Origin of the sequence: Pseudomonas sp. PB101, assembly GCF_009764265.1 — a bacterium.
In the GTDB taxonomy this organism is placed as follows: domain Bacteria; phylum Pseudomonadota; class Gammaproteobacteria; order Pseudomonadales; family Pseudomonadaceae; genus Aquipseudomonas.
Genome location: NZ_RWIR01000021.1, coordinates 14,447 through 32,332, shown reverse-complemented (window position 1 = coordinate 32,332; position 17,886 = coordinate 14,447). Strand labels below are relative to the sequence as shown.

Sequence of the window (17,886 nt, the reverse complement as noted above, 5' to 3'; positions counted from 1 at the left end):
ACATCCAACATTGATGCCGGCTGATACTCCGCTATCGCGAGCAAGCTCGCTCCCACAGGTTCCGGTTTTCACTGGAATTTATTGAGCAGGATTTGATGACTCCCTTGCCCGCACCCTTGCGCTGGCTGTACTCCCTGGAATGGCGTCGGGGCTTCTTCGACTGGGTCCGCAGCGATGGCGTGACCTGGGTCTATATCTTCAAGGTGCTGACCGCGGCTTTCCTGACGCTGTGGCTGGCCATGCGCCTGGAACTGCCGCAACCGCGTACCGCGATGATCACTGTTTTCATCGTCATGCAGCCGCAAAGCGGCCAGGTGTTCGCCAAGAGTTTCTATCGCTTTCTCGGCACCCTGGCCGGGTCGGCGGTGATGGTCGCGCTGATCGCCCTGTTTGCGCAGAACACTGAGCTGTTCCTCGGTTCGCTGGCGATCTGGGTCGGTATCTGCACGGCCGGCGCCGCCCGCTGCCGCAACTTCCGCGCCTACGGTTTCGTACTCGCCGGATACACCGCCGCGATGGTCGGCTTGCCCGCACTTGCCCACCCGGACGGCGCGTTCATGGCGGCGGTCTGGCGAGTACTGGAAATCTCGTTGGGCATTCTCTGTTCGACACTGATCAGTGCAGCCATCCTGCCGCAAACCGCCAGCGCCGCCATGCGCAACGCCCTGTATCAGCGCTTCGGCGTGTTTGCCCAGTTCGTCACCGACGGCTTGCGTGGCCGCAGTCAACGCGAGGCGTTCGAGGCCGGCAATGTGCGCTTCATTGCCGAGGCAGTCGGACTGGAAGGGCTGCGCAGCGTCACCGTGTTCGAAGACCCGCACATGCGTCGGCGCAATGGACGACTCAGCCGCCTGAACAGTGAGTTCATGGGCATCACCACGCGCTTCAATGCCCTGCATCAGTTGCTCGAACGCTTGCGCAGCAACAATACGGATCATGCCGTAGCGGCGATAAAACCGGGCTTGCAAGACCTCGCCGAATTACTCGACGGCTTCAGTGGACGTGCGCTGACCAGCGCCGATGCAGCGCGTCTGGTTACGGCGCTGAGCGCCTACAAGGCAGGGTTGCCGGCGCGGGTGCGCAGCCTGCGGGCGATCTTTCAGGAGAGCGAACCGAGCGACGACGAACTGCTGGACTTCCACACGGCGTACGAACTGCTCTACCGCTTCGTCGACGACCTGCACAGTTATGCACAGACCCACGCCTCCCTGGCCGATCACAGTCACGAGCGGGAGCGCTGGGACGAGCCCTTCACCCCGCAAACCAACTGGATGGCCGCGGCGGCATCGGGGATTCGCGCAGCGTTCATTCTGGTGGTATTGGGCAGCTACTGGGTGGCAACCGCCTGGCCGAGCGGCGCGACCATGACCCTGATCGCCGCCGCGACCGTGGGCTTGTCCGCCGCCACCCCGAACCCGAAACGCATGGCCTTTCAGATGGCCTGCGGAACATTGCTCGGGGCGCTGATCGGCTTCGTCGAGATGTTTTTCATTTTTCCGTGGATCGACGGATTCCCATTGCTGTGCGTGATGCTCGCACCGGTGATCGTACTCGGCTCGTTCCTGACTTCGCGACCGCAATACGTCGGCGTCGGCCTGGGTTTGCTGATCTTCTTCAGCACCGGTTCAGTGCCGGACAACCTCACGGTCTACAACCCCTACACCTTCATCAATGACTACATCGCCATGGTGCTGGGCATGCTGGTGTGCGCGGCGGCCGGGGCGATCATTTTGCCGCCCAACAGCCGCTGGCTGTGGCGCCGGTTGGAGCAGGACCTGCGCGGTCAGGTGGTGTACGCCATCAGCGGCAAGCTCAAGGGCCTGGCGTCGAGTTTCGAAAGCCGCACCCGCGATCTGGTGCATCAGGCGTATGGCTTCGCGGCGGGTCAACCGCAAGTGCAGCGGGACCTGCTGCGCTGGATGTTCGTGGTGCTGGAAGTCGGCCACGCGATCATCGAACTGCGCAAGGAACAGGCGATTCTGCCGGTGCATCCGGCCTATGCCGAATCCCAACCGTGGCGCCAGGCGATCCGGGTGATGGGGCGGGCGCTGGTGCGGCTGTTCCTGCAACCGAACAGCAGCAACCTCGAACGCGCGCTGATTGCCGTCGATCACGCGATCAGCCGTGTGCAGTCCACCGACGAACCCTTCGCCCCGCACTTCGATACCTCGGCGTTGCGCCGGGTGAAGAGCTACCTGCACTTCATCCGCACCTCGCTGCTCGATCCGCAATCACCGCTCGCCGCCTTCGCCAACAGCCAGCCCCAAGGACTTGAACATGCCTCGTGAAATCGCCTTCCACGGCGTGTACATGCCGACCATGACCCTGATGTTTTTCATCGCGGCGGCGCTTGCCTGGGCGCTGGACCGGTTCCTGTCCGGGTATGACCTGTACCGTTTTTTCTGGCACCCGGCGTTGCTGCGCCTGAGCCTGTTTACCTGTCTGTTCGGCGCCATGGCGCTGACTGTCTACCGTTGAGAACGTTCTGATGAAAAAGTTTTTCAGCCTGCTCGCGACCCTGTTGGTGCTGGCCCTCGCGCTGTGGATCGGCCGCTCCTTGTGGGAGCACTACATGAACACGCCATGGACCCGCGACGGCCGCGTGCGCGCCGACATCATCAACGTCGCCGCCGACGTCACCGGCGAAGTGGTGAACGTGCCGGTGCGGGACAACCAGTTGGTGAAGAAGGGCGATTTGCTGATGCAGATCGACCCCGAGCACTACCGTCTCGCGGTGAAGCAGGCGCAAAGCCTGGTGGCATCGCGCAAGGCAAACTGGGAGATGCGCAAGGTCAACGCCCATCGTCGCGCCGACATGGACAACCTGGTGATCTCCCGGGAAAACCGCGACGACGCCAGTAACCTCGCCGACTCGGCCCTGGCCGATTACCAGCAGGCCCAGGCGCAACTGGAAGCCGCCGAACTCAACCTCAAGCGCACAGAAGTGCGTGCGGCGGTGGATGGCTACGTGACCAACCTCAACGTGCATCGCGGCGACTACGCGCGCATCGGCGAGGCGAAAATGGCCGTGGTCGACATGAACTCGTTCTGGGTCTACGGCTTCTTCGAAGAAACCAAACTGCCCCACGTGCGCGTCGGCGACAAGGCCGACATGCAACTGATGAGCGGCGAAGTGCTCAAGGGCCATGTGGAAAGCATCTCGCGCGGCATCTACGACCGCGACAACCCGGAGAGCCGCGAGCTGATCGCCGACGTCAACCCGACCTTCAACTGGGTGCGCCTGGCACAGCGAGTACCAGTGCGCATTCATATCGATGAAGTGCCGGAGGGTGTGGTGTTGGCGGCGGGGATTACTTGTACGGTGGTGGTCAAGCAAAGTGATGGGGCATAACCGATAGACCAAATCGCCTGCTTCGCGAGCAGGCTCGCTCCCACATTTGATCTTCAGTGAACGATGATTGTATGTACGACACAAATCCAGTGTGGGAGCGAGCCTGCTCGCGAAGGGAACGACGCAGTCCGTCAGGCAGGCGTCGGGCGTTCACTCCTTGCAAAACGTCTCATGCAAATGCCGCCAGATCACCCGGCCATCGGCGTGTTTTTCGAACACAACCGTGGAGCGCCGATCCGAGTGCTGCCCGGTGGCATCGGTCTGGTGCTCGCGGTAACTCACGGTTGCGCCACCTTGGTACTGAGCAATACCACGCAACTCGCTGAGCTCGATGCGGAACCCGAGCTTCTTGCCGCCCGCCAGGGTGAACAATTCGTTGAGCGCGTCAAAGTCCAGCACCCGGCCGAGCGGCGAGACCATGGAGAATTGCGGCGAAAAACGGCTCAGCAGTTGTTCGAGTTCGGATGCGTCCCGCTCCTCGGCCAGCCATTGTTCGATAGCCACGTGGGCCTGGATCACTTCGTCGAAGTATTGGGTGTAGTCGGTCATGTTGTTTCCTGAAATTCTTTGGTGATTGTTCTGACGCCATCGTCTGATCGCAGCCCGGAGCAAGCCCGCTCCCACAGGTCATGCGCAGATTTTGAAATAGCGCCAGTCCTGTGGGAGCGAGCTTGCTCGCGATTGCAGGCGACTCGGTTTCAGAGCTGCCCACGCAACCCGAACCGTTTCATCAGCCCCAATTCCAGCAGCCCCTTGGGCAACAAACCCGCCAGCAGCGGCAACGCCCGGCTGCCATTGCCCAGACGAATCAGTCGCGGTGGCTTGTCCTGCTGCACAGCCTTGAGCAAACCGGCGGCGAATTCATTGGCCGGGGTCGGGTTGTCCTGAGAGGCTTTGGCCCGTGCGCGAATACCTTCGCGCAGCGGAAACCATGGCGATTGCTCGCTGATCAATTGCTCGGCTTCGTGCCCTGCATTTTTGGCGAAACTGGAAGCGATGGCCCCCGGCTGGACTTCCATGACCCGCACACCGAACGGCGCCAGTTCCATGCGCAGGACATCGCTCAAGGCATGCACGGCGGCTTTCGAGGCGCAGTAGGCGCCAGCGAATGGCGTGACCAGAACACCGGACACGCTACCGATATTCACCACCAGACCCTTGGCCCGGCGCAGCACAGGGAACAACGCGCGGGTGACGCCGACGATGGAAAATACATTGGTTTCGAACTGGCGCTGCATGGCCGGCACACCGCCGTCGAGCAACGGCCCCATGGCGCCATAACCCGCGTTGTTGATCAGCACGTCGAGGCCGCCGGTCTGCTGGTTGATTCGCTCGCCCAAGGCTTCCAGCGCCACGGCGTCGTTGACATCCAGTTGCACTGCCGTGAAACCCGCGGCGGTGAGAACCGCGACATCTTCAGCCTTGCGGGCACTGGCCCAGACTTCGTAACCGGCACCCTTGAACGCATCGGCAAGGGCGCGGCCAATGCCGCTGGAACAACCGGTAATCAACGCAACGGGCATGGCGCATTCCTTGTGCAAAAAATAGGGGAGGGATCAGTCGGAAAAACTACCCTGCAATCGCTCGGCGCGAAACTCCAGGGTTTCCGGACGGTAGCCAGGGCGCAACGGCGGCAGCGGCAAACAGTCTTCCCAGTTGCCACCGGCCTGCAATTCGCCGGGGCCACGATAGCGCGGGGCAGTGTATTGATTGTCGGCCAGGTTCACCGTGTCGCCAGGTGCATAAGCGGCGACGCGCCAGCGCAGTTCCGTGAGTGGTACGTCATTGCCGTTGTTCATCGTCAGTTTCAACGGACGGTCGGCCGGGCAGTGTTCGGGCGCATAGCTGATGCGCAGCTCCAGACGTTCCAGTTGCTTGAGTTCGCGATGGTCCATCCAGATGACCCAGGTGGCAACCAGGCCCAGCCCCACGGCGGCAGCCATGGAAACAGGCAAGGCCTTGGCCGGATAGCGCAGCAACAGGATCAGCCAGGTGATGACCAGCAGGACGCCGATGAACATGACGTAAATCTCGGGAGTAGAGAGGGTCATCCTACCTAAGCGCAGGTGGGGTTGGCGATGGGCGAGGCGTGGTGATGGCGTTTGAAGCCGTCAGTCTGAACTGTAACTTCTGACAGTAGCCGGGTATTTGCTAAACAGGCTTAGATGTGGGGAGTGATTCCGGAGCGGCTACAGTGCCAGCAACCCTTTCAATCCACCGCCACACCCCGAGTCTGACGGCAAGTGACCCTCGGGGGTTGCCAGTCCGCGCCGTCGGTTACTGGCGTGACATCGACGGCGTGCCCCCTCAGGCACGGGTCAACCGTACGGTCCATGATTGGGCGGGGCGCGCAGTTGCGCAGTGGGATCCACGGTTGTTTCTGGACCCTTCGGCACCGGCCAATCTGCAAACGGTGTATGTCCTGTCCGGCTCGGTGCTAAGTACAAGCAGCGTCGATGCCGGATGGCGTGTGGCGTTGTTGGGGGAGGCGGGGCAAGCGGTTCATCTATGGGATGGTCGTGGGTCTGAGCGCAGGATGCAGTACGACACTCAGTTGCGCCCGGTGTCGGTGTTCGAACAGGCGGTGGGTGGCGAGGCGGTGTGCGTGGAGCGCTTGGGTTATGGTTCGAGCGATCAGACGGAGCACAACCAATGCGGCCAGTTGATCCGCCACGATGACTTGGCGGGCACGCAGTTGTTTGCCGAGTTCGGATTGCACGGTGTGGTGTTGGAGCAGACTCGGCATTTTCTCGACGACCTGACGCAGCCGGACTGGCCCGCATCGATAGTGGATCGCGATCTGATGTGGGAGCCGGGTGAGGGCGCCACTAGCCGTTCACACCACAACGCGGCGGGCGATGTCGTTAAGCAAACCGATGCCAAAGGTCACCGCCAGTTGTTCCATCAAACCCTCGATGGCCAGTTGCGCGAAGTACGTCTGCAACTCAAGGCGGATCCCACCGCGAAAACCCTGGTCGGTTCCATCACCTACAACGCCCACGGCCAGACCGAACGGGAAGTGGCCGGCAATGGCGTGATCACCACGCTGAAGTACGACGAGCAGAATGGACGCCTGATCCGCCTGTTGGCGCAACGCGGCAACGAAGCCCTGCAAGATCTGCATCACGAATACGACGCGAAGGGTAATGTACGGAGCATCTTGGATGCCGCGATGCCGATTCGCTACTTTGCCAACCAGCGTATCGAACCGATCAGTCGCTACACCTACGACAGCCTGTCGCAACTGATCGAAGCCACCGGTTGGGAAACGGGCAGCGCCAGCAAAGGTCCAGAGCTTTCAACCTTCGACGACCCCGCACCTCGTGCGAACTACCGCCAGGTCTATCGTTACGACGCGGGTGGCAATCTGCTGGAACTGATCCACGAAGGTCCACAAAGCCATGGTCATCGAATGCTCGCGGCGACACACAGCAACCGTTGCCTGCCAGTGCTGGAAGGCGTGGAACCGGGTGAAGACGACTTCCGTCGCGCCTTCGACCGCAACGGCAATCTGCTCAACCTGCAACCGGGGCAGGCCTTGGCCTGGGATCTGCGCAACCAACTGTGCGAAGTACGGCCGGTGGAACGTGACTCAGGTCTCAATGACCGCGAACGCTACGTCTACGGCGCCGACGGCATGCGCCTGCGCAAAGTCCGCGAGGCCCACACCAATGCCCGGATGCTGATCGCCGAAACCCGTTATCTACCCAATCTGGAACTGCGCACCAACAGCGGCACCGGCGAAATGCTGCAGGTGATCAGCGTGCAGGCCGGGCTCAGCAGTGTGCGGGTGTTGCATTGGGAATCGAAGGACAGCGCCAATGATCAGTACCGCTACCACCTGAACGATCATCTGGGCTCCTGCACCTTGGAACTGGACAAGGACGGCGAAGTGATCAGCCAGGAGCGTTATCACCCGTACGGCAGCACCGCATGGTTCGCCGGGCGTGGGGAGGTGGAGGCGAGTTATCGAACGGTGCGGTATTCAGGGAAGGAACGGGATGCGACGGGGCTGTATTACTACGGGTTCAGGTATTACGTGGCGGGGTGGCAGCGGTGGTTGAATCCGGATCCGGCGGGTGATGTAGATGGATTGAATTTTTATTGCATGGTCCAGAGCAATCCAGTCAGCTTCAAGGATGATGACGGAAGACAAAGTGACTTTAGTAAATATTATAAGCCTGAGCAGGGTGATCTCATTTTTGGTTTGGCGAAAGTACTGGATCAGGGATATCTGAGTTGGCGGGCAGCGCTGACCGGTCGTGGTGATTATCTGGCGAAGTATTTGGACGGGGATGATATCGCCCGCTTGGAGAAAGGCCTTGATCCATTGCGCCATAGCTATAGCTCGATCCGTGATTCGACCAGGAGGTTGGCTTTGTCCTCTCCGGGGACGAACGATAACGGCAGCAGTAATCGCTTCTGGGAGGGGCAATATTCGTCGGTCGCAGAACTTGTTTTCAGGAAGGAGGGAAAATACTACGAGAATATAAAAACGCGTTACGGGGGGGGTGCGTCGACCGCAGCTAACAAACAGTTTTCAGAAAATTATGCGGATGCGTTTTCCAGCGGTCATTACTCGGTACGCAAAACCTTTGAAAAATATGTTGATGCCGACGACAAGTTTGGTCAAAAGCTTATTAGTCGAGCGAGTAAGGCAGGGTTGTCAACGATACTCAACTCTGGGCGCACGGATGTGATTCATTTCACCCTTGACGGGTTGGATATGGAGCAAGTCGTGATGAAAACTCGTCCGTCTGCTACTTCGTCGGAATTGCGTTATCTGTTTAGAAATCGTGAAAAACTCGCAGATAAAGTTTTATTTTACAGAAAGAACATGCTGGTGGATGCGCCCTGGCGCACGGACCGGGCAGAGTGGAGTCGATACACCCCCAAAAGTGCGTCCAGTAATACTTTACTGTCTGGAAGACAAACGATGAAATAGCCACCAGAAGAAAGGTCCCTCACTCAACTCACTCCGGATAGGGAGCGCAGTGAATTGAGTGAGGAGGCGTTTTTATCGGTCGCTTACTGCGCGATAGTCTTCACCGAAACCCCACGCTCAACCGGCGTCGAGCGTCCGTAGATATCCTCAAACCGCTCGATATCGTCTTCGCCCAGGTAGCTGCCCGATTGAACCTCGATGATCTCCAACGGAATCTTCCCCGGGTTACGCAGGCGATGCACCGAAGCGATCGGAATGTAGGTCGACTGGTTCTCGGTCAGCAGGAACACGTTTTCGTCGCAAGTCACCTCAGCGGTGCCGCTGACTACGATCCAGTGTTCGGCGCGGTGGTGGTGCATTTGCAGCGACAGGCACGCGCCCGGCTTGACCGAGATGTGCTTGACCTGGAAGCGGCCGCCCATGTCCACCGAGTCGTAGGAGCCCCACGGACGGTAGACCTCGCAGTGGTTCTGGGTTTCAGTGCGGCCCTGTTCGTTGAGGGTGTTGACCATCTGTTTCACGCCTTGGACCTTGTCCTTGTGGGCGATCATCATGGCGTCCTTGGTTTCGACCACGACGATGTTTTCCAGGCCGATCACCGAGACCAGCTTGCCGTTGCCGTGGATCATGCAGTTGCGGCTGTCCTGGATCACCACATCGCCTTTGGTGACGTTGCCGTTGGCGTCTTTCGCGTTGACTTCCCACAGCGACGACCAGCAGCCGACATCGCTCCAGCCCGCGGTCAGCGGCACGACGCAGGCGCGTTGGGTTTTTTCCATCACCGAGTAGTCGATGGAATTGTCCGGGCAGCAGGCGAAGGTGGCTTCGTCGAAGGTGATGGTGTCGGCATCCTGATGGCTGCGTTCCAGAGTCAGCAGGCAGGTGTCGTAGATGTCCGGATCGTGCTTCTTCAGCTCTTCGAGGAAGCGGCTGGCGCGGAACAGGAACATGCCGCTGTTCCAGAAGTAGCCACCGGACTGGACGAACTCGGTGGCGCGTTTCACGTCGGGTTTTTCGACGAAGTGCGAGACGCGGCTGACGCCTTCAGGCAGCAGCGAGTCGTTGGTCGACTTGATGTAGCCATAACCGGTTTCCGGTTTGGTGGCCGGCACGCCGAACAGCACCATTTCACCGTTCTCGGCCGCGACTGTGGCCAGGGCCAGGGCGCGTTGCAGGGCTTTCTGGTCTTCCAGCACGTGGTCGGCCGGCAGCACCAGCATCAGTTCATCGCGACCTTCGTTGACCAGCATCATCGCGGTCAGGGCCACGGCCGGCGCGGTGTTGCGACCGAACGGCTCCATCAGGATGCGCTGGGTTTCCAGCTTGCGAGCGCTCAATTGCTCGTTGACGATGAAGCGGTGGTCCTTGTTGCAGACCACGATCGGCGTGTCCATGCCTTCGAACACCAGGCGTTCCAGGGTTTGCTGGAACAGGGTGTGTTCGCCGGTCAGGGCCAGGAACTGTTTAGGGAATTGTTTGCGGGAAAGCGGCCAAAGACGTGAGCCACTACCACCTGACAAGATCACCGGAATCATGTTGTTACTCCTTGAATATCGATTGGTTAGAGCTACTGCGTTCTGTCGTTTCACTCTTGTTTTTGTTTCGTGTCCGGACTGACGACTCGATCCCTTGTAGGAGCGAGCCAGCTCGCGATGGACGTCAACGAAAACGCGTTCTGTCTGGGTAAACGCGTTGCCCTTGCGTTTTTCGCGAGCAGGCTCGCTCCTACAGGGGGGGCATGGGGCAGTCCGGAAAATTTGTTAGCGTGTCGACACCGGGCGTTTCACCCAGACCGGCGACAGGCTGCTGCCGCTGCCGGTGACGTACAGCACCGCGGCTTCACCGCGTTCCAGGGCGACCGGTTTCACGTCGCCGACTTTGGTGGCGCCGTCATACAGCGCCAGGCTGACTTTCACCGGGTTGATTTCACGCTCGCCACGACCCTTGGGCGCAACGTTCGGTACCACGTCGGTCTTGCCGTCGGCGGTCTTCAGGGTCAGTGCCTTGTCGCTGAGGTTTTGCACGCGTACCAGGGACTTCTGCTTGTTCTTGAACGGCGGCTCTTCGATCAGTTGCGGTGCGCCGCTGGCGTTGTTGACCAGGGTGTAATAGTGGTCGCCGGCCAGTTTCACCGGCAGGCTCTGGCTACCGACCTTGGCGCTGTAGTCGCCGCCCGGCATGAAGCTGAAGTCACTGCTCGACAGTGGCGCGACATCGCTCAGGTTGGTGCTGCCGACGGTGGCGCTGACCTCGCTGTTGCTGGCGTTGTAGATGCGCACGAAGGTCGAGCCTTTTGGTGCGGTCGGGCCGTACAGGGCGGCGTCGCCACCGGCGAAAGCCTGTACCGACAGCACGCTAAGGCCGGCTACCAGGGCAAGGCGTTTGGCGAGACGACGAGGAGTAGTAGTGAAAGTCATGGTGTACCTCTCTTTCAGTTTTGCGCCCGGTCGGGCGTCTCGGATTTAGTGTTTGCGGCTACGTTTTGTTGGCGGGCGCCGGCTTGTTTAAGCTCTGCGACCCACTGCGGGTCGGCGTCGCCGATTTCGTTGTTCACAGGCAGATATCGTTCAGGGAACTCCCAGATCAGCACTTGTGGCGGGCTGTTCTTGAAAGCGTCGCTCTTGAGGTAGCTGAGCATCGGCAGAATCGGGCCGTGGCCGTCTTCGGCGTAATTGACCACGTCGCTGTTCAGCGCTTGCTTGAGCGCGCCGACGAAGTTCCAGTTCGGGTTGGCGCTGTAGCTGGTCCCGATCAGGGCCACCGGCACTTCGGTGTTGGCGAACAGTGCGTCGTCGCCAGCGGGCTGATCTTGCGCCGCGACCGTATTGCGTTTCTGCAAGGGCTCTTGCTTGGGCATCAGGTTTTCGAACAGCGGGTCCAGTGGCAGGAACAGACGCAGGTCGCCCTTGTGTGTGATGGTTTCGGCAGGTTCGGTGACGAAGTGTTGCGGCTCACCGCTCAACGGGTATTTGTCGGCAATGGTCTTGGCCAGACGGTTGGCGGCAATCTCTGCACCTTGCGGCGTCCAGTGGGTGTCGGTGCGCAGGAACACTTGCTGACCGTTCTGCTTGGCCTGTTGCAGCGGGCCGAGCAGGTCCGGGGCCGGAATCCGGTCAGCGGCCAGGCGCTGGTGGAAGTCCTGGTAGAGGTTGGCGTGGATGCTCGCCGGTTTCACTTCACCGAGGTGTTCCGGATACAGGCGCACCTTGGCCGGCACCACCGCCATCACCAGTTGCACGCCTTTGGCTTTCAGCGTTTGGCGCACGCCTTCGACCAGCGCGTAGTTGCCTTGCAGGTTCAACTCTTCGTTGACCACCGGGTGGAATTCTTCATCGCTGTACAACCACTGGTCGCGACCGAGCACCACGCCCGGACGACCTTCGTTGAACAGTTTGAAATCCAGCGCGGCCCAGAGATTGGTACCCAGGCGCTTGATCGGGAACTCGTCGTCGTAGTGCGTTTCCACGGCCTTGGTCCAGCGACCGTTGAGCACGGTCGCATCGGCGTTGGTGCTGAAGCCGAAGAAGCTGCGCACCGACCACAGACCGAGCACCAGCAAGGTCACCAGGAACAGCGCGATGTAGAAGATGCGTAATGAGCGGGTCATGGTCAGATCCCTCAGAACTGGAAGTAAAGGAACGGCGAGAAGCTTTGCGCCGAGAGTTTGAGAATCGAGGCGATGAACAGCAGCAGCACCAGCGCACGCATCACGTAGCGCGACCAGTCAGCGGTCCAGTAGGCCGGCTGCACCTGGGCTTCGACGCCGACGGTGTAGCCAGGCTGGTGGATGCTCGCCGGGTTATCCCCAGGCACGGCCTTGATCGTTCCCGCTGTAGCGGCGGCTGGGCCATCGCTGTCGACATTCACCGCAGGCTTGGTCTTGACCGGTGGCTGATTGGTGTAGAAATCGCGCAGGCCGAAGAACGCCAGGGTCACGTAAGCCACGATCAGGGTTGCCACTTGCAGACCGGTGAGACTGGCCTGGTTGAGTTCCGACAGCGACCAGTCGCCGAAGCTGAACATCGCGCCGTACATGCGACCGGCAACGTGCAGGTTCTCGGCGCGGAAGATCACCCAGCCCATCACTACCAGCAGGAAGGTCAGCGCCCAGCGAATCGGGTTGATGCTGCGCGGCGAGGTGTTCAGGCCCAGGGCCTTTTCAATCGCCAGCCACATGCCGTGCCACGCACCCCAGACGATGTAGGTGATGTTCGCGCCGTGCCACAGACCACCGAGCAGCATGGTCAGGAAAAGGTTGCGATAGGTCATCAGCGTGCCTTTGCGATTGCCGCCGAGGGTGATGTACAGATAGTCGCGCAGCCAGGTCGACAGGCTGATGTGCCAGCGCCGCCAGAACTCGGTGATCGACTGGCTGATGTACGGCTGCTTGAAGTTTTCCATGAAGCGGAAACCCATCATCAGGCCCAGGCCGATGGCCATGTCGCTGTAACCGGAGAAGTCGAAGTACAACTGCGCGGTGTAGGCGAGGGCGCCGAGCCAGGCATCGCCCGTGGTCGGGTTTTGCAGGGCGAAGCAATGGTCGGCCACGACGGCCAGGGTGTCGGCGATGAAGACTTTCTTGATGAAACCCTGCATGAACCGCGTGCAGCCCTCGGAGAATTTGTCGAGGGTGTGGGTGCGGTTGTTGAACTGATCGGCCAGGTCGCGGAAACGCAGCACGGGGCCGGCGATCAGGTGCGGGAAGATCGCCACGAACGCCGCGAAGTCGATCAGGTTGCGCGTCGCCGGGGTGTCGCCACGGTAGACGTCGATGATGTAGCTGATGGACTCGAAGATGTAGAACGAGATACCGATCGGCAGCAACACGTGGGTCAGGATGAACGGCGAAAGTCCCACCGACGTCATCATTGCGTTGATGCTGTCGACGCCGAAATTGGCGTACTTGAAGTAGCCGAGAATGCACAGGTCGACGGCCACGCCGAGCAGCAGCCAACGCTGCGCCGGTTTGGTCCTGACGCCTGCGGCACCGACTTTCAGGCCGATCCAGTAGTTCCACAGCGTGACCGCTGCGAACAGTGCGAGGAAGTCCACACGCCACCAGGCATAGAACACGTAACTGGCAATCAGCAGCAGCAGATTGCGATAGCGTTGCCCGCTCAAGTAGTACAAGCCGAGAAAGATCGGCAAGAACAAAAACAGGAACACGTTGGACGAAAAAACCATCCCGATCTCTCCTTGTTTGAACCTACATTCAAGGGCCAACGGCCCCCCCAAACCCCCCACCGAAAACCGGGGGATGTCTTGCATTCAAAGCCACCGCGATCCCTTGTAGGAGCCGGCTTGCTGGCGAAGGCGGCAGATCAGTCGACATCGATGGTGAATGTCATACCGCCATCGCCAGCAAGCCGGCTCCTACAAAGGTTGTGCGTCAGGAACCCTTGCCCTTTTCATTGGCCGGGTCGTAGACCTTGGTCAGGTCACCGCCGAGACGGAAGGTCTTGAACGGCTGCATCTGGTGTTTCTTCTCCAGCACCTCGGGCGAGCAGGTGTAGAGCGAGCAGAACGGTTCGAGCCAGGCGAATTTCATGTCCTCCTTGAGGTCGGTCATGTCCTGTTCCTTGCCGTTCTTTTTCTCGAACTCATCCGGGTCTTTCACCCCCGACAGCACCCGGTCACCGAGGCGTTTGAGTGCGCCATTGTTTTCCTGGCGCAGATCCACACCGTTGACCTGGGCGAAACTGGCGATCATCGCCAGCGGCGGCAGGGCGTAGTTGTGGTAGGCCAATGCCCGTTGCTGACGCTTGAGTTCATTGGGCAGGTAGCCGTCGGCGTCGACCTGGTTGGCGCCGACCTTGTATTCCTTCACGGCCCAATCGAACAGGTCGCGACGGTTGGTGGCGACGGACGTTGCCATCACCGACCAGGCGGCCCAGTACGAGTGGTTGTTGGTCTTGTCGAGCGGCAAGTTGTCCCAGTCGCTGACCACCTGGTCGGCCATCTTGCTGAACCAGGCTTCGATCAGCTGCGCTTGCTGTTGATGGGTGGCCAGCGGATGGGAGTCGGAAAACTTCAGGCGGATATACGCCGAAGCCATGCTGCCCAGCGCCCATTTGCGCATCGACTTGCCGGTGTGGTTGAAGTCCTTGGACATCAAGGCATCAGCCTGGGCCCAGGCCGTCAGCCAGTTGAGTGTGCATTCCAGCTGCTCCGGGCGACCGTCACGCATGAACTGCATCACGCGCTTGCTGGTGCCGCGCTCGATCTTGGTGATGTCGGCGGTGCTGTCGCGGAAGGCTTTTTCCGACTGCACGTTCAGGGTCGCGCGGGCCTTGTCCGAACCTTCGTACTTGCTGCGAAACTGCAACGAGCCGGTGTATGGCGTCGGCATCGCATCGCAGCCTTCGCTCTTGTCGCCCGTCTTGAATTTATCCACAGGCGCAAAATAGCCCTGGGGTGGACGCAGTGGCGCCGCCGCTTGCGTGGCCCCGGCGAACATCGCCAGGCTCAGGAGCGTCGGTGCCAACAGTGTTGAAAATTTCGGAGTACGCATAGCAGACCTCATTGCCCGACCGAAGCAGTACGCTGCTCGGCGCCCGGGAATACGTTGCGTTTGCAAATTTTCGCTTCGACTTTCTGAGGCGCGGCACCGGCTTCGGGGCCCTGGACTTCAACGGCCAGCAGGTTCTGCGAGGCCCAGTCTTCATCCGTGCGCAATTCGAAAGCGAAACGCCCGTCAGTCTCGGAGGTTTCCGGTTTGTCGATCTTGATGTCCTCGTGGCGACCGTTCATGTACCAGAGGGTGGCTTGCAGGGTTTTCACCGAGGTGTCGGCGAAGCGGATGTCGACCTGGTGGCTGCTGTTGCGCAGGTCCATGTTCTTGCTGTTGACCATCAACTCGTTTTTGCCCGGCTTGAGCGTGGCGCTGCCGGCCATCTGCGCATCCTTGCCTTCGCAACCGTTGTCCAGCAACGCCATCATCTGGCGGTAGATGGTTTCCTGGTCGAGGCGGTACAGCGGCGAGAATTCCCAGATGAGAATCTTCGGCGGGTTCTTCTGGAACTCGTCGCTGCCCAGGTACTGCAGCATCGAACCTTCCAGGCCGCCGCCGGGGAACGCCACGTTGAGAATGTCCGCGCCGATGGCCTCTTCGAGGAACCCGGCGAAGTTGTAGTTCTTGCCGCTGTGGGAGGTGCCGACGAGGGTGATCTGCGGGTTGCCGGAGTCGCCGAACAGATCGCCATCGCCCGCTTCGCCCTTCGGCTCGGTGGTGAACTGATCCATGTACTGGATCGCGTAGCTGGTGCCACAGAGTTGACCGGCCATGTTGTGCAATGTTCCGGTCTTGCCCATGCGACCCGACTTCTTGGTCTCGAATTCACGCTTGGGAATGTCGGCGAATTCAGGCAATTGCTTGACCTTCTCGGCGACGATTTTCGCCGTGCGCTGGGCGCCGTACGGGGTCCAGTGCTGGTCGCCACGGAAGTAGAAATCGTGGGCGGGCAGGGTGTCGGGCAACGACTCGTTGGTCAGCGGCGACAGGTCCGGAACCACGTAGCCCATCTGCGCGAAACGACCGAGCATGGTCTTGTAGTTTCTCAGCGCCTTGTCGAAGTCGTAGCTGGCTTTCTCCGCCGGGTTGAGCTTGTTGCGGTTCACCAGGCCACGGGTCGGCTGGTACACGACGACCAGTTCCACGCCTTTGCTCTTGAACGCATCGTGCAGTTGTTTCATGCGCTTGTAGCCGGCGGGGGTGGTGTCGAATTCGGTGCGCAAGTCTTCTTGCGTACGGAACAGCCAGTCGCCCTGGGCCTGCACCAGCGTGGTGAAGTTCTGCTGGTAACGGGTGGTGTAGTTCTTCGCATCGTGGGCGGCCGGGCACAGGCTGCAGCAAGGCTCCGCGGTGAAGCTGGGTGCTTTGACCTCGTCGGCGCGAACGCCGCCGCTGGCCGCGAGAATGCCGGCGGTCAGGGCCGACAGGCTGAGTAATTTGATCAAGTGTGGGTGCATAAGATTATCCTCAGTCCCGCATTTCGGTCTGGCGTTCGACGGGGTCGATCAGCACGGCTTTCTGCTGGCGCACCAGCAGGTCGAGAATTTCATCCTGGCGCTCGCCAAGGATGCCGGTGAAGCTGATGCCGCTGGATTTGGTCGGTGCGAGCATCGACACGCGATACAGCTCCACACTCAGCGGCGAGTCGATGGACAGCGGGCCACTGCCGTTGGCCGCCAGTTCACCGCCGACCACGATCAGCGACACCTGGGCGTCGAACGGGTCGAGCTTGATGTCACGGTCGGTGTTGCTCAGGTCCTTGATGTGGCCGTAGACACCGGTCAGGCCGTTGGCCATGGCGACGTTTTCGTAGAGGCGAATGTTCACGCTGTTACGAATGCGGATGCCGTGGCGGCGGTTGCTCACGACCTTGTTGCCCCACAGCAGGTTGTCGGCACTCTCGTAGAGGGTGATGCCGTCGGTGTGGTTCTGGTAGATCTCGTTGTGGGCGATCAGGTTGTTGACGCTGTTCCGGTCGATCACCAGGCCCGACAACTTGTTGTCGTAGCTGCGGTTGTTGAAGATGAAGCTGTCGTTGACCTCACGGGAAATAATGATCCCGTGCTTCTTCTTGGTACCAAACACCGTGTTGTCGGCAATGATCAGGCCGTGGGAACGGTCGTGCGGGTCGATGCCGTAGACGATGTTGTCTTTGTAGGTGTTGCCCTTGACCACGAAGTCGCGGGTTTCGTAGCAGTAGAAGCCGTACCACATGTCCGAGAATTCCGAGCCGACGATCCAGCCGGTCGGTTCGGGACGCTTGAGCACCTTGGCCATGTTCGGCGTGTACTGGGAAATACTCACGCCATAGGACTTACTGTTGGCGTAGCCGAAACTGGCGATCTTGCTGTTGGCGATGTAGGTCTCGGTGCCGCCCCAGGACAGCAGGAACGGGCGGAATTCCTTCGGCGAATTGAACGTCGCCGGGCCGTTGTCCTTCTCGCGCCAGCCGGTGATTTTGGTGTCACGCACGAACAGCTGGCCGTCGTTGACCAGGAACGCACCGCCCTCCTGGGACAGGCGCAGTTCCTGGGTCTGCTTGTCGATTTCGAGGATGCCGTGACGACCGACCACGATCGGCAAGCGAGAGAGGAACACACCCGGCGAGGTTTCGCTGAAATACTGCTTGGGAACCTTTTTCGCCAGGTCCTTGAGGTTCATGTAACCGTCGTCGACGAAGATCGCCTGGGGGATGCCGTGCTGACGCACCACCCACTCGGCCATCTTGTTGTCGCCGCCGATGAAGTCCTTCAGGGCGTCTTCCTGCATCATCCGGCGCAGGCTGATCTTGCCCGGTTTGCTGCGCACGATCTTCGCGGCGATGGCTTCGGCGGTGTAGCCGGACACGTCCGGCAGTTTCGGCGTGGCCAGTTCCAGCGGGGCGGTCGGTGCGCTGCTGACGGTGTAGGTCTTGGCCTGTTGCAGTTCCTTGGCCACGGTTGCCGGCTTCGCCGGCTCCACTTTGGCCGGCTCTACGTTGGCGAAGGCGGCCGAGCTTGCCAGCAGCATCGCGCCGGCCAGCAAGGTGAGCGAACCTCGCTTCGAATTGTTCATGTCGGGCACTCCCTTCGCGGTTTG

Annotated in this window: 14 protein-coding genes; 4 read left to right on the top strand and 10 right to left on the bottom strand. The window is 60.4% G+C overall.

The features are described from left to right. Positions 1 to 95 precede the first annotated feature (95 nt). Genes EI969_RS06415 through EI969_RS06405 form a run of 3 tightly spaced genes read left to right on the top strand, consistent with a single transcriptional unit; the run spans position 96 to position 3,352 of the window. On the top strand, positions 96 to 2,288 hold the full coding sequence (locus EI969_RS06415) for an FUSC family protein (protein ID WP_160386646.1): 2,193 nt from the start codon (positions 96 to 98) through the stop codon (positions 2,286 to 2,288). Continuing rightward, a complete protein-coding gene (locus EI969_RS06410; RefSeq protein WP_160386644.1) occupies positions 2,278 to 2,478 on the top strand; it encodes a DUF1656 domain-containing protein in 201 nt (66 codons plus the stop codon). Before EI969_RS06415 ends, EI969_RS06410 begins: the two co-directional genes overlap by 11 nt. A gap of 10 nt (positions 2,479 to 2,488) precedes the next feature. Beyond that, positions 2,489 to 3,352 (top strand): HlyD family secretion protein, encoded by an 864-nt coding sequence (locus EI969_RS06405; RefSeq protein WP_160386642.1) that lies wholly within the window; start codon positions 2,489 to 2,491, stop codon positions 3,350 to 3,352. Between the two features lie 150 nt (positions 3,353 to 3,502). Here the strand turns inward: EI969_RS06405 and EI969_RS06400 are convergent, their stop codons facing one another. The 3 genes from EI969_RS06400 to EI969_RS06390 form a co-directional block, all read right to left on the bottom strand. Next, positions 3,503 to 3,901: a DUF4440 domain-containing protein gene (locus EI969_RS06400; RefSeq protein WP_160386640.1), complete on the bottom strand. Its 399-nt coding sequence runs from the start codon at positions 3,899 to 3,901 to the stop codon at positions 3,503 to 3,505. A 149-nt stretch (positions 3,902 to 4,050) separates the two neighbouring features. Continuing rightward, on the bottom strand, positions 4,051 to 4,875 hold the full coding sequence (locus EI969_RS06395) for an SDR family oxidoreductase (RefSeq protein WP_160386638.1): 825 nt from the start codon (positions 4,873 to 4,875) through the stop codon (positions 4,051 to 4,053). A 33-nt stretch (positions 4,876 to 4,908) separates the two neighbouring features. After that, a complete protein-coding gene (locus EI969_RS06390; protein ID WP_150715477.1) occupies positions 4,909 to 5,373 on the bottom strand; it encodes a multidrug transporter in 465 nt (154 codons plus the stop codon). Between the two features lie 173 nt (positions 5,374 to 5,546). Here EI969_RS06390 and EI969_RS06385 point away from each other — a divergent pair, with 173 nt between their 5' ends. Continuing rightward, positions 5,547 to 8,297, top strand: a complete 2,751-nt coding sequence (locus EI969_RS06385; protein WP_371925876.1) for an RHS repeat-associated core domain-containing protein — start codon at positions 5,547 to 5,549, stop codon at positions 8,295 to 8,297. A gap of 83 nt (positions 8,298 to 8,380) precedes the next feature. Here the strand turns inward: EI969_RS06385 and EI969_RS06380 are convergent, their stop codons facing one another. The 7 genes from EI969_RS06380 to algG form a co-directional block, all read right to left on the bottom strand. Then, on the bottom strand, positions 8,381 to 9,832 hold the full coding sequence (locus tag EI969_RS06380; protein ID WP_160386636.1) for a mannose-1-phosphate guanylyltransferase/mannose-6-phosphate isomerase: 1,452 nt from the start codon (positions 9,830 to 9,832) through the stop codon (positions 8,381 to 8,383). 225 nt (positions 9,833 to 10,057) lie between these two features. Next, on the bottom strand, positions 10,058 to 10,714 hold the full coding sequence (locus tag EI969_RS06375) for an alginate O-acetyltransferase AlgF (RefSeq protein WP_160386634.1): 657 nt from the start codon (positions 10,712 to 10,714) through the stop codon (positions 10,058 to 10,060). 14 nt (positions 10,715 to 10,728) lie between these two features. After that, a complete protein-coding gene (locus EI969_RS06370) occupies positions 10,729 to 11,904 on the bottom strand; it encodes an alginate O-acetyltransferase (RefSeq protein WP_160386632.1) in 1,176 nt (391 codons plus the stop codon). 11 nt (positions 11,905 to 11,915) lie between these two features. Continuing rightward, positions 11,916 to 13,481, bottom strand: coding sequence for an MBOAT family protein (locus tag EI969_RS06365; protein WP_160386630.1), 1,566 nt, complete (start codon positions 13,479 to 13,481; stop codon positions 11,916 to 11,918). Positions 13,482 to 13,686: 205 nt separating this feature from the next. After that, positions 13,687 to 14,808 (bottom strand): mannuronate-specific alginate lyase, encoded by a 1,122-nt coding sequence (locus EI969_RS06360; protein WP_160386628.1) that lies wholly within the window; start codon positions 14,806 to 14,808, stop codon positions 13,687 to 13,689. Positions 14,809 to 14,816: 8 nt separating this feature from the next. Continuing rightward, on the bottom strand, positions 14,817 to 16,265 hold the full coding sequence (locus EI969_RS06355) for an alginate O-acetyltransferase (RefSeq protein WP_160386626.1): 1,449 nt from the start codon (positions 16,263 to 16,265) through the stop codon (positions 14,817 to 14,819). Between the two features lie 10 nt (positions 16,266 to 16,275). Beyond that, entirely contained in the window at positions 16,276 to 17,862 is a 1,587-nt protein-coding gene (gene algG / locus EI969_RS06350; protein ID WP_160386624.1) for a mannuronan 5-epimerase AlgG, read from the bottom strand. Between the last annotated feature and the right edge of the window lie 24 nt (positions 17,863 to 17,886).

What these genes read in the sequence shown, in the direction of transcription:
- EI969_RS06415 (WP_160386646.1), top strand. Translation starts at nt 96, where the DNA reads ATGACTCCCTTGCCCGCACCCTTGCGCTGGCTGTACTCCCTGGAATGG.
- EI969_RS06410 (WP_160386644.1), top strand. Translation starts at nt 2,278, where the DNA reads ATGCCTCGTGAAATCGCCTTCCACGGCGTGTACATGCCGACCATGACC.
- EI969_RS06405 (WP_160386642.1), top strand. Translation starts at nt 2,489, where the DNA reads ATGAAAAAGTTTTTCAGCCTGCTCGCGACCCTGTTGGTGCTGGCCCTC.
- EI969_RS06400 (WP_160386640.1), bottom strand. Translation starts at nt 3,901, where the DNA reads ATGACCGACTACACCCAATACTTCGACGAAGTGATCCAGGCCCACGTG.
- EI969_RS06395 (WP_160386638.1), bottom strand. Translation starts at nt 4,875, where the DNA reads ATGCCCGTTGCGTTGATTACCGGTTGTTCCAGCGGCATTGGCCGCGCC.
- EI969_RS06390 (WP_150715477.1), bottom strand. Translation starts at nt 5,373, where the DNA reads ATGTTCATCGGCGTCCTGCTGGTCATCACCTGGCTGATCCTGTTGCTG.
- EI969_RS06380 (WP_160386636.1), bottom strand. Translation starts at nt 9,832, where the DNA reads ATGATTCCGGTGATCTTGTCAGGTGGTAGTGGCTCACGTCTTTGGCCG.
- EI969_RS06375 (WP_160386634.1), bottom strand. Translation starts at nt 10,714, where the DNA reads ATGACTTTCACTACTACTCCTCGTCGTCTCGCCAAACGCCTTGCCCTG.
- EI969_RS06370 (WP_160386632.1), bottom strand. Translation starts at nt 11,904, where the DNA reads ATGACCCGCTCATTACGCATCTTCTACATCGCGCTGTTCCTGGTGACC.
- EI969_RS06365 (WP_160386630.1), bottom strand. Translation starts at nt 13,481, where the DNA reads ATGGTTTTTTCGTCCAACGTGTTCCTGTTTTTGTTCTTGCCGATCTTT.
- EI969_RS06360 (WP_160386628.1), bottom strand. Translation starts at nt 14,808, where the DNA reads ATGCGTACTCCGAAATTTTCAACACTGTTGGCACCGACGCTCCTGAGC.
- EI969_RS06355 (WP_160386626.1), bottom strand. Translation starts at nt 16,265, where the DNA reads ATGCACCCACACTTGATCAAATTACTCAGCCTGTCGGCCCTGACCGCC.
- algG (WP_160386624.1), bottom strand. Translation starts at nt 17,862, where the DNA reads ATGAACAATTCGAAGCGAGGTTCGCTCACCTTGCTGGCCGGCGCGATG.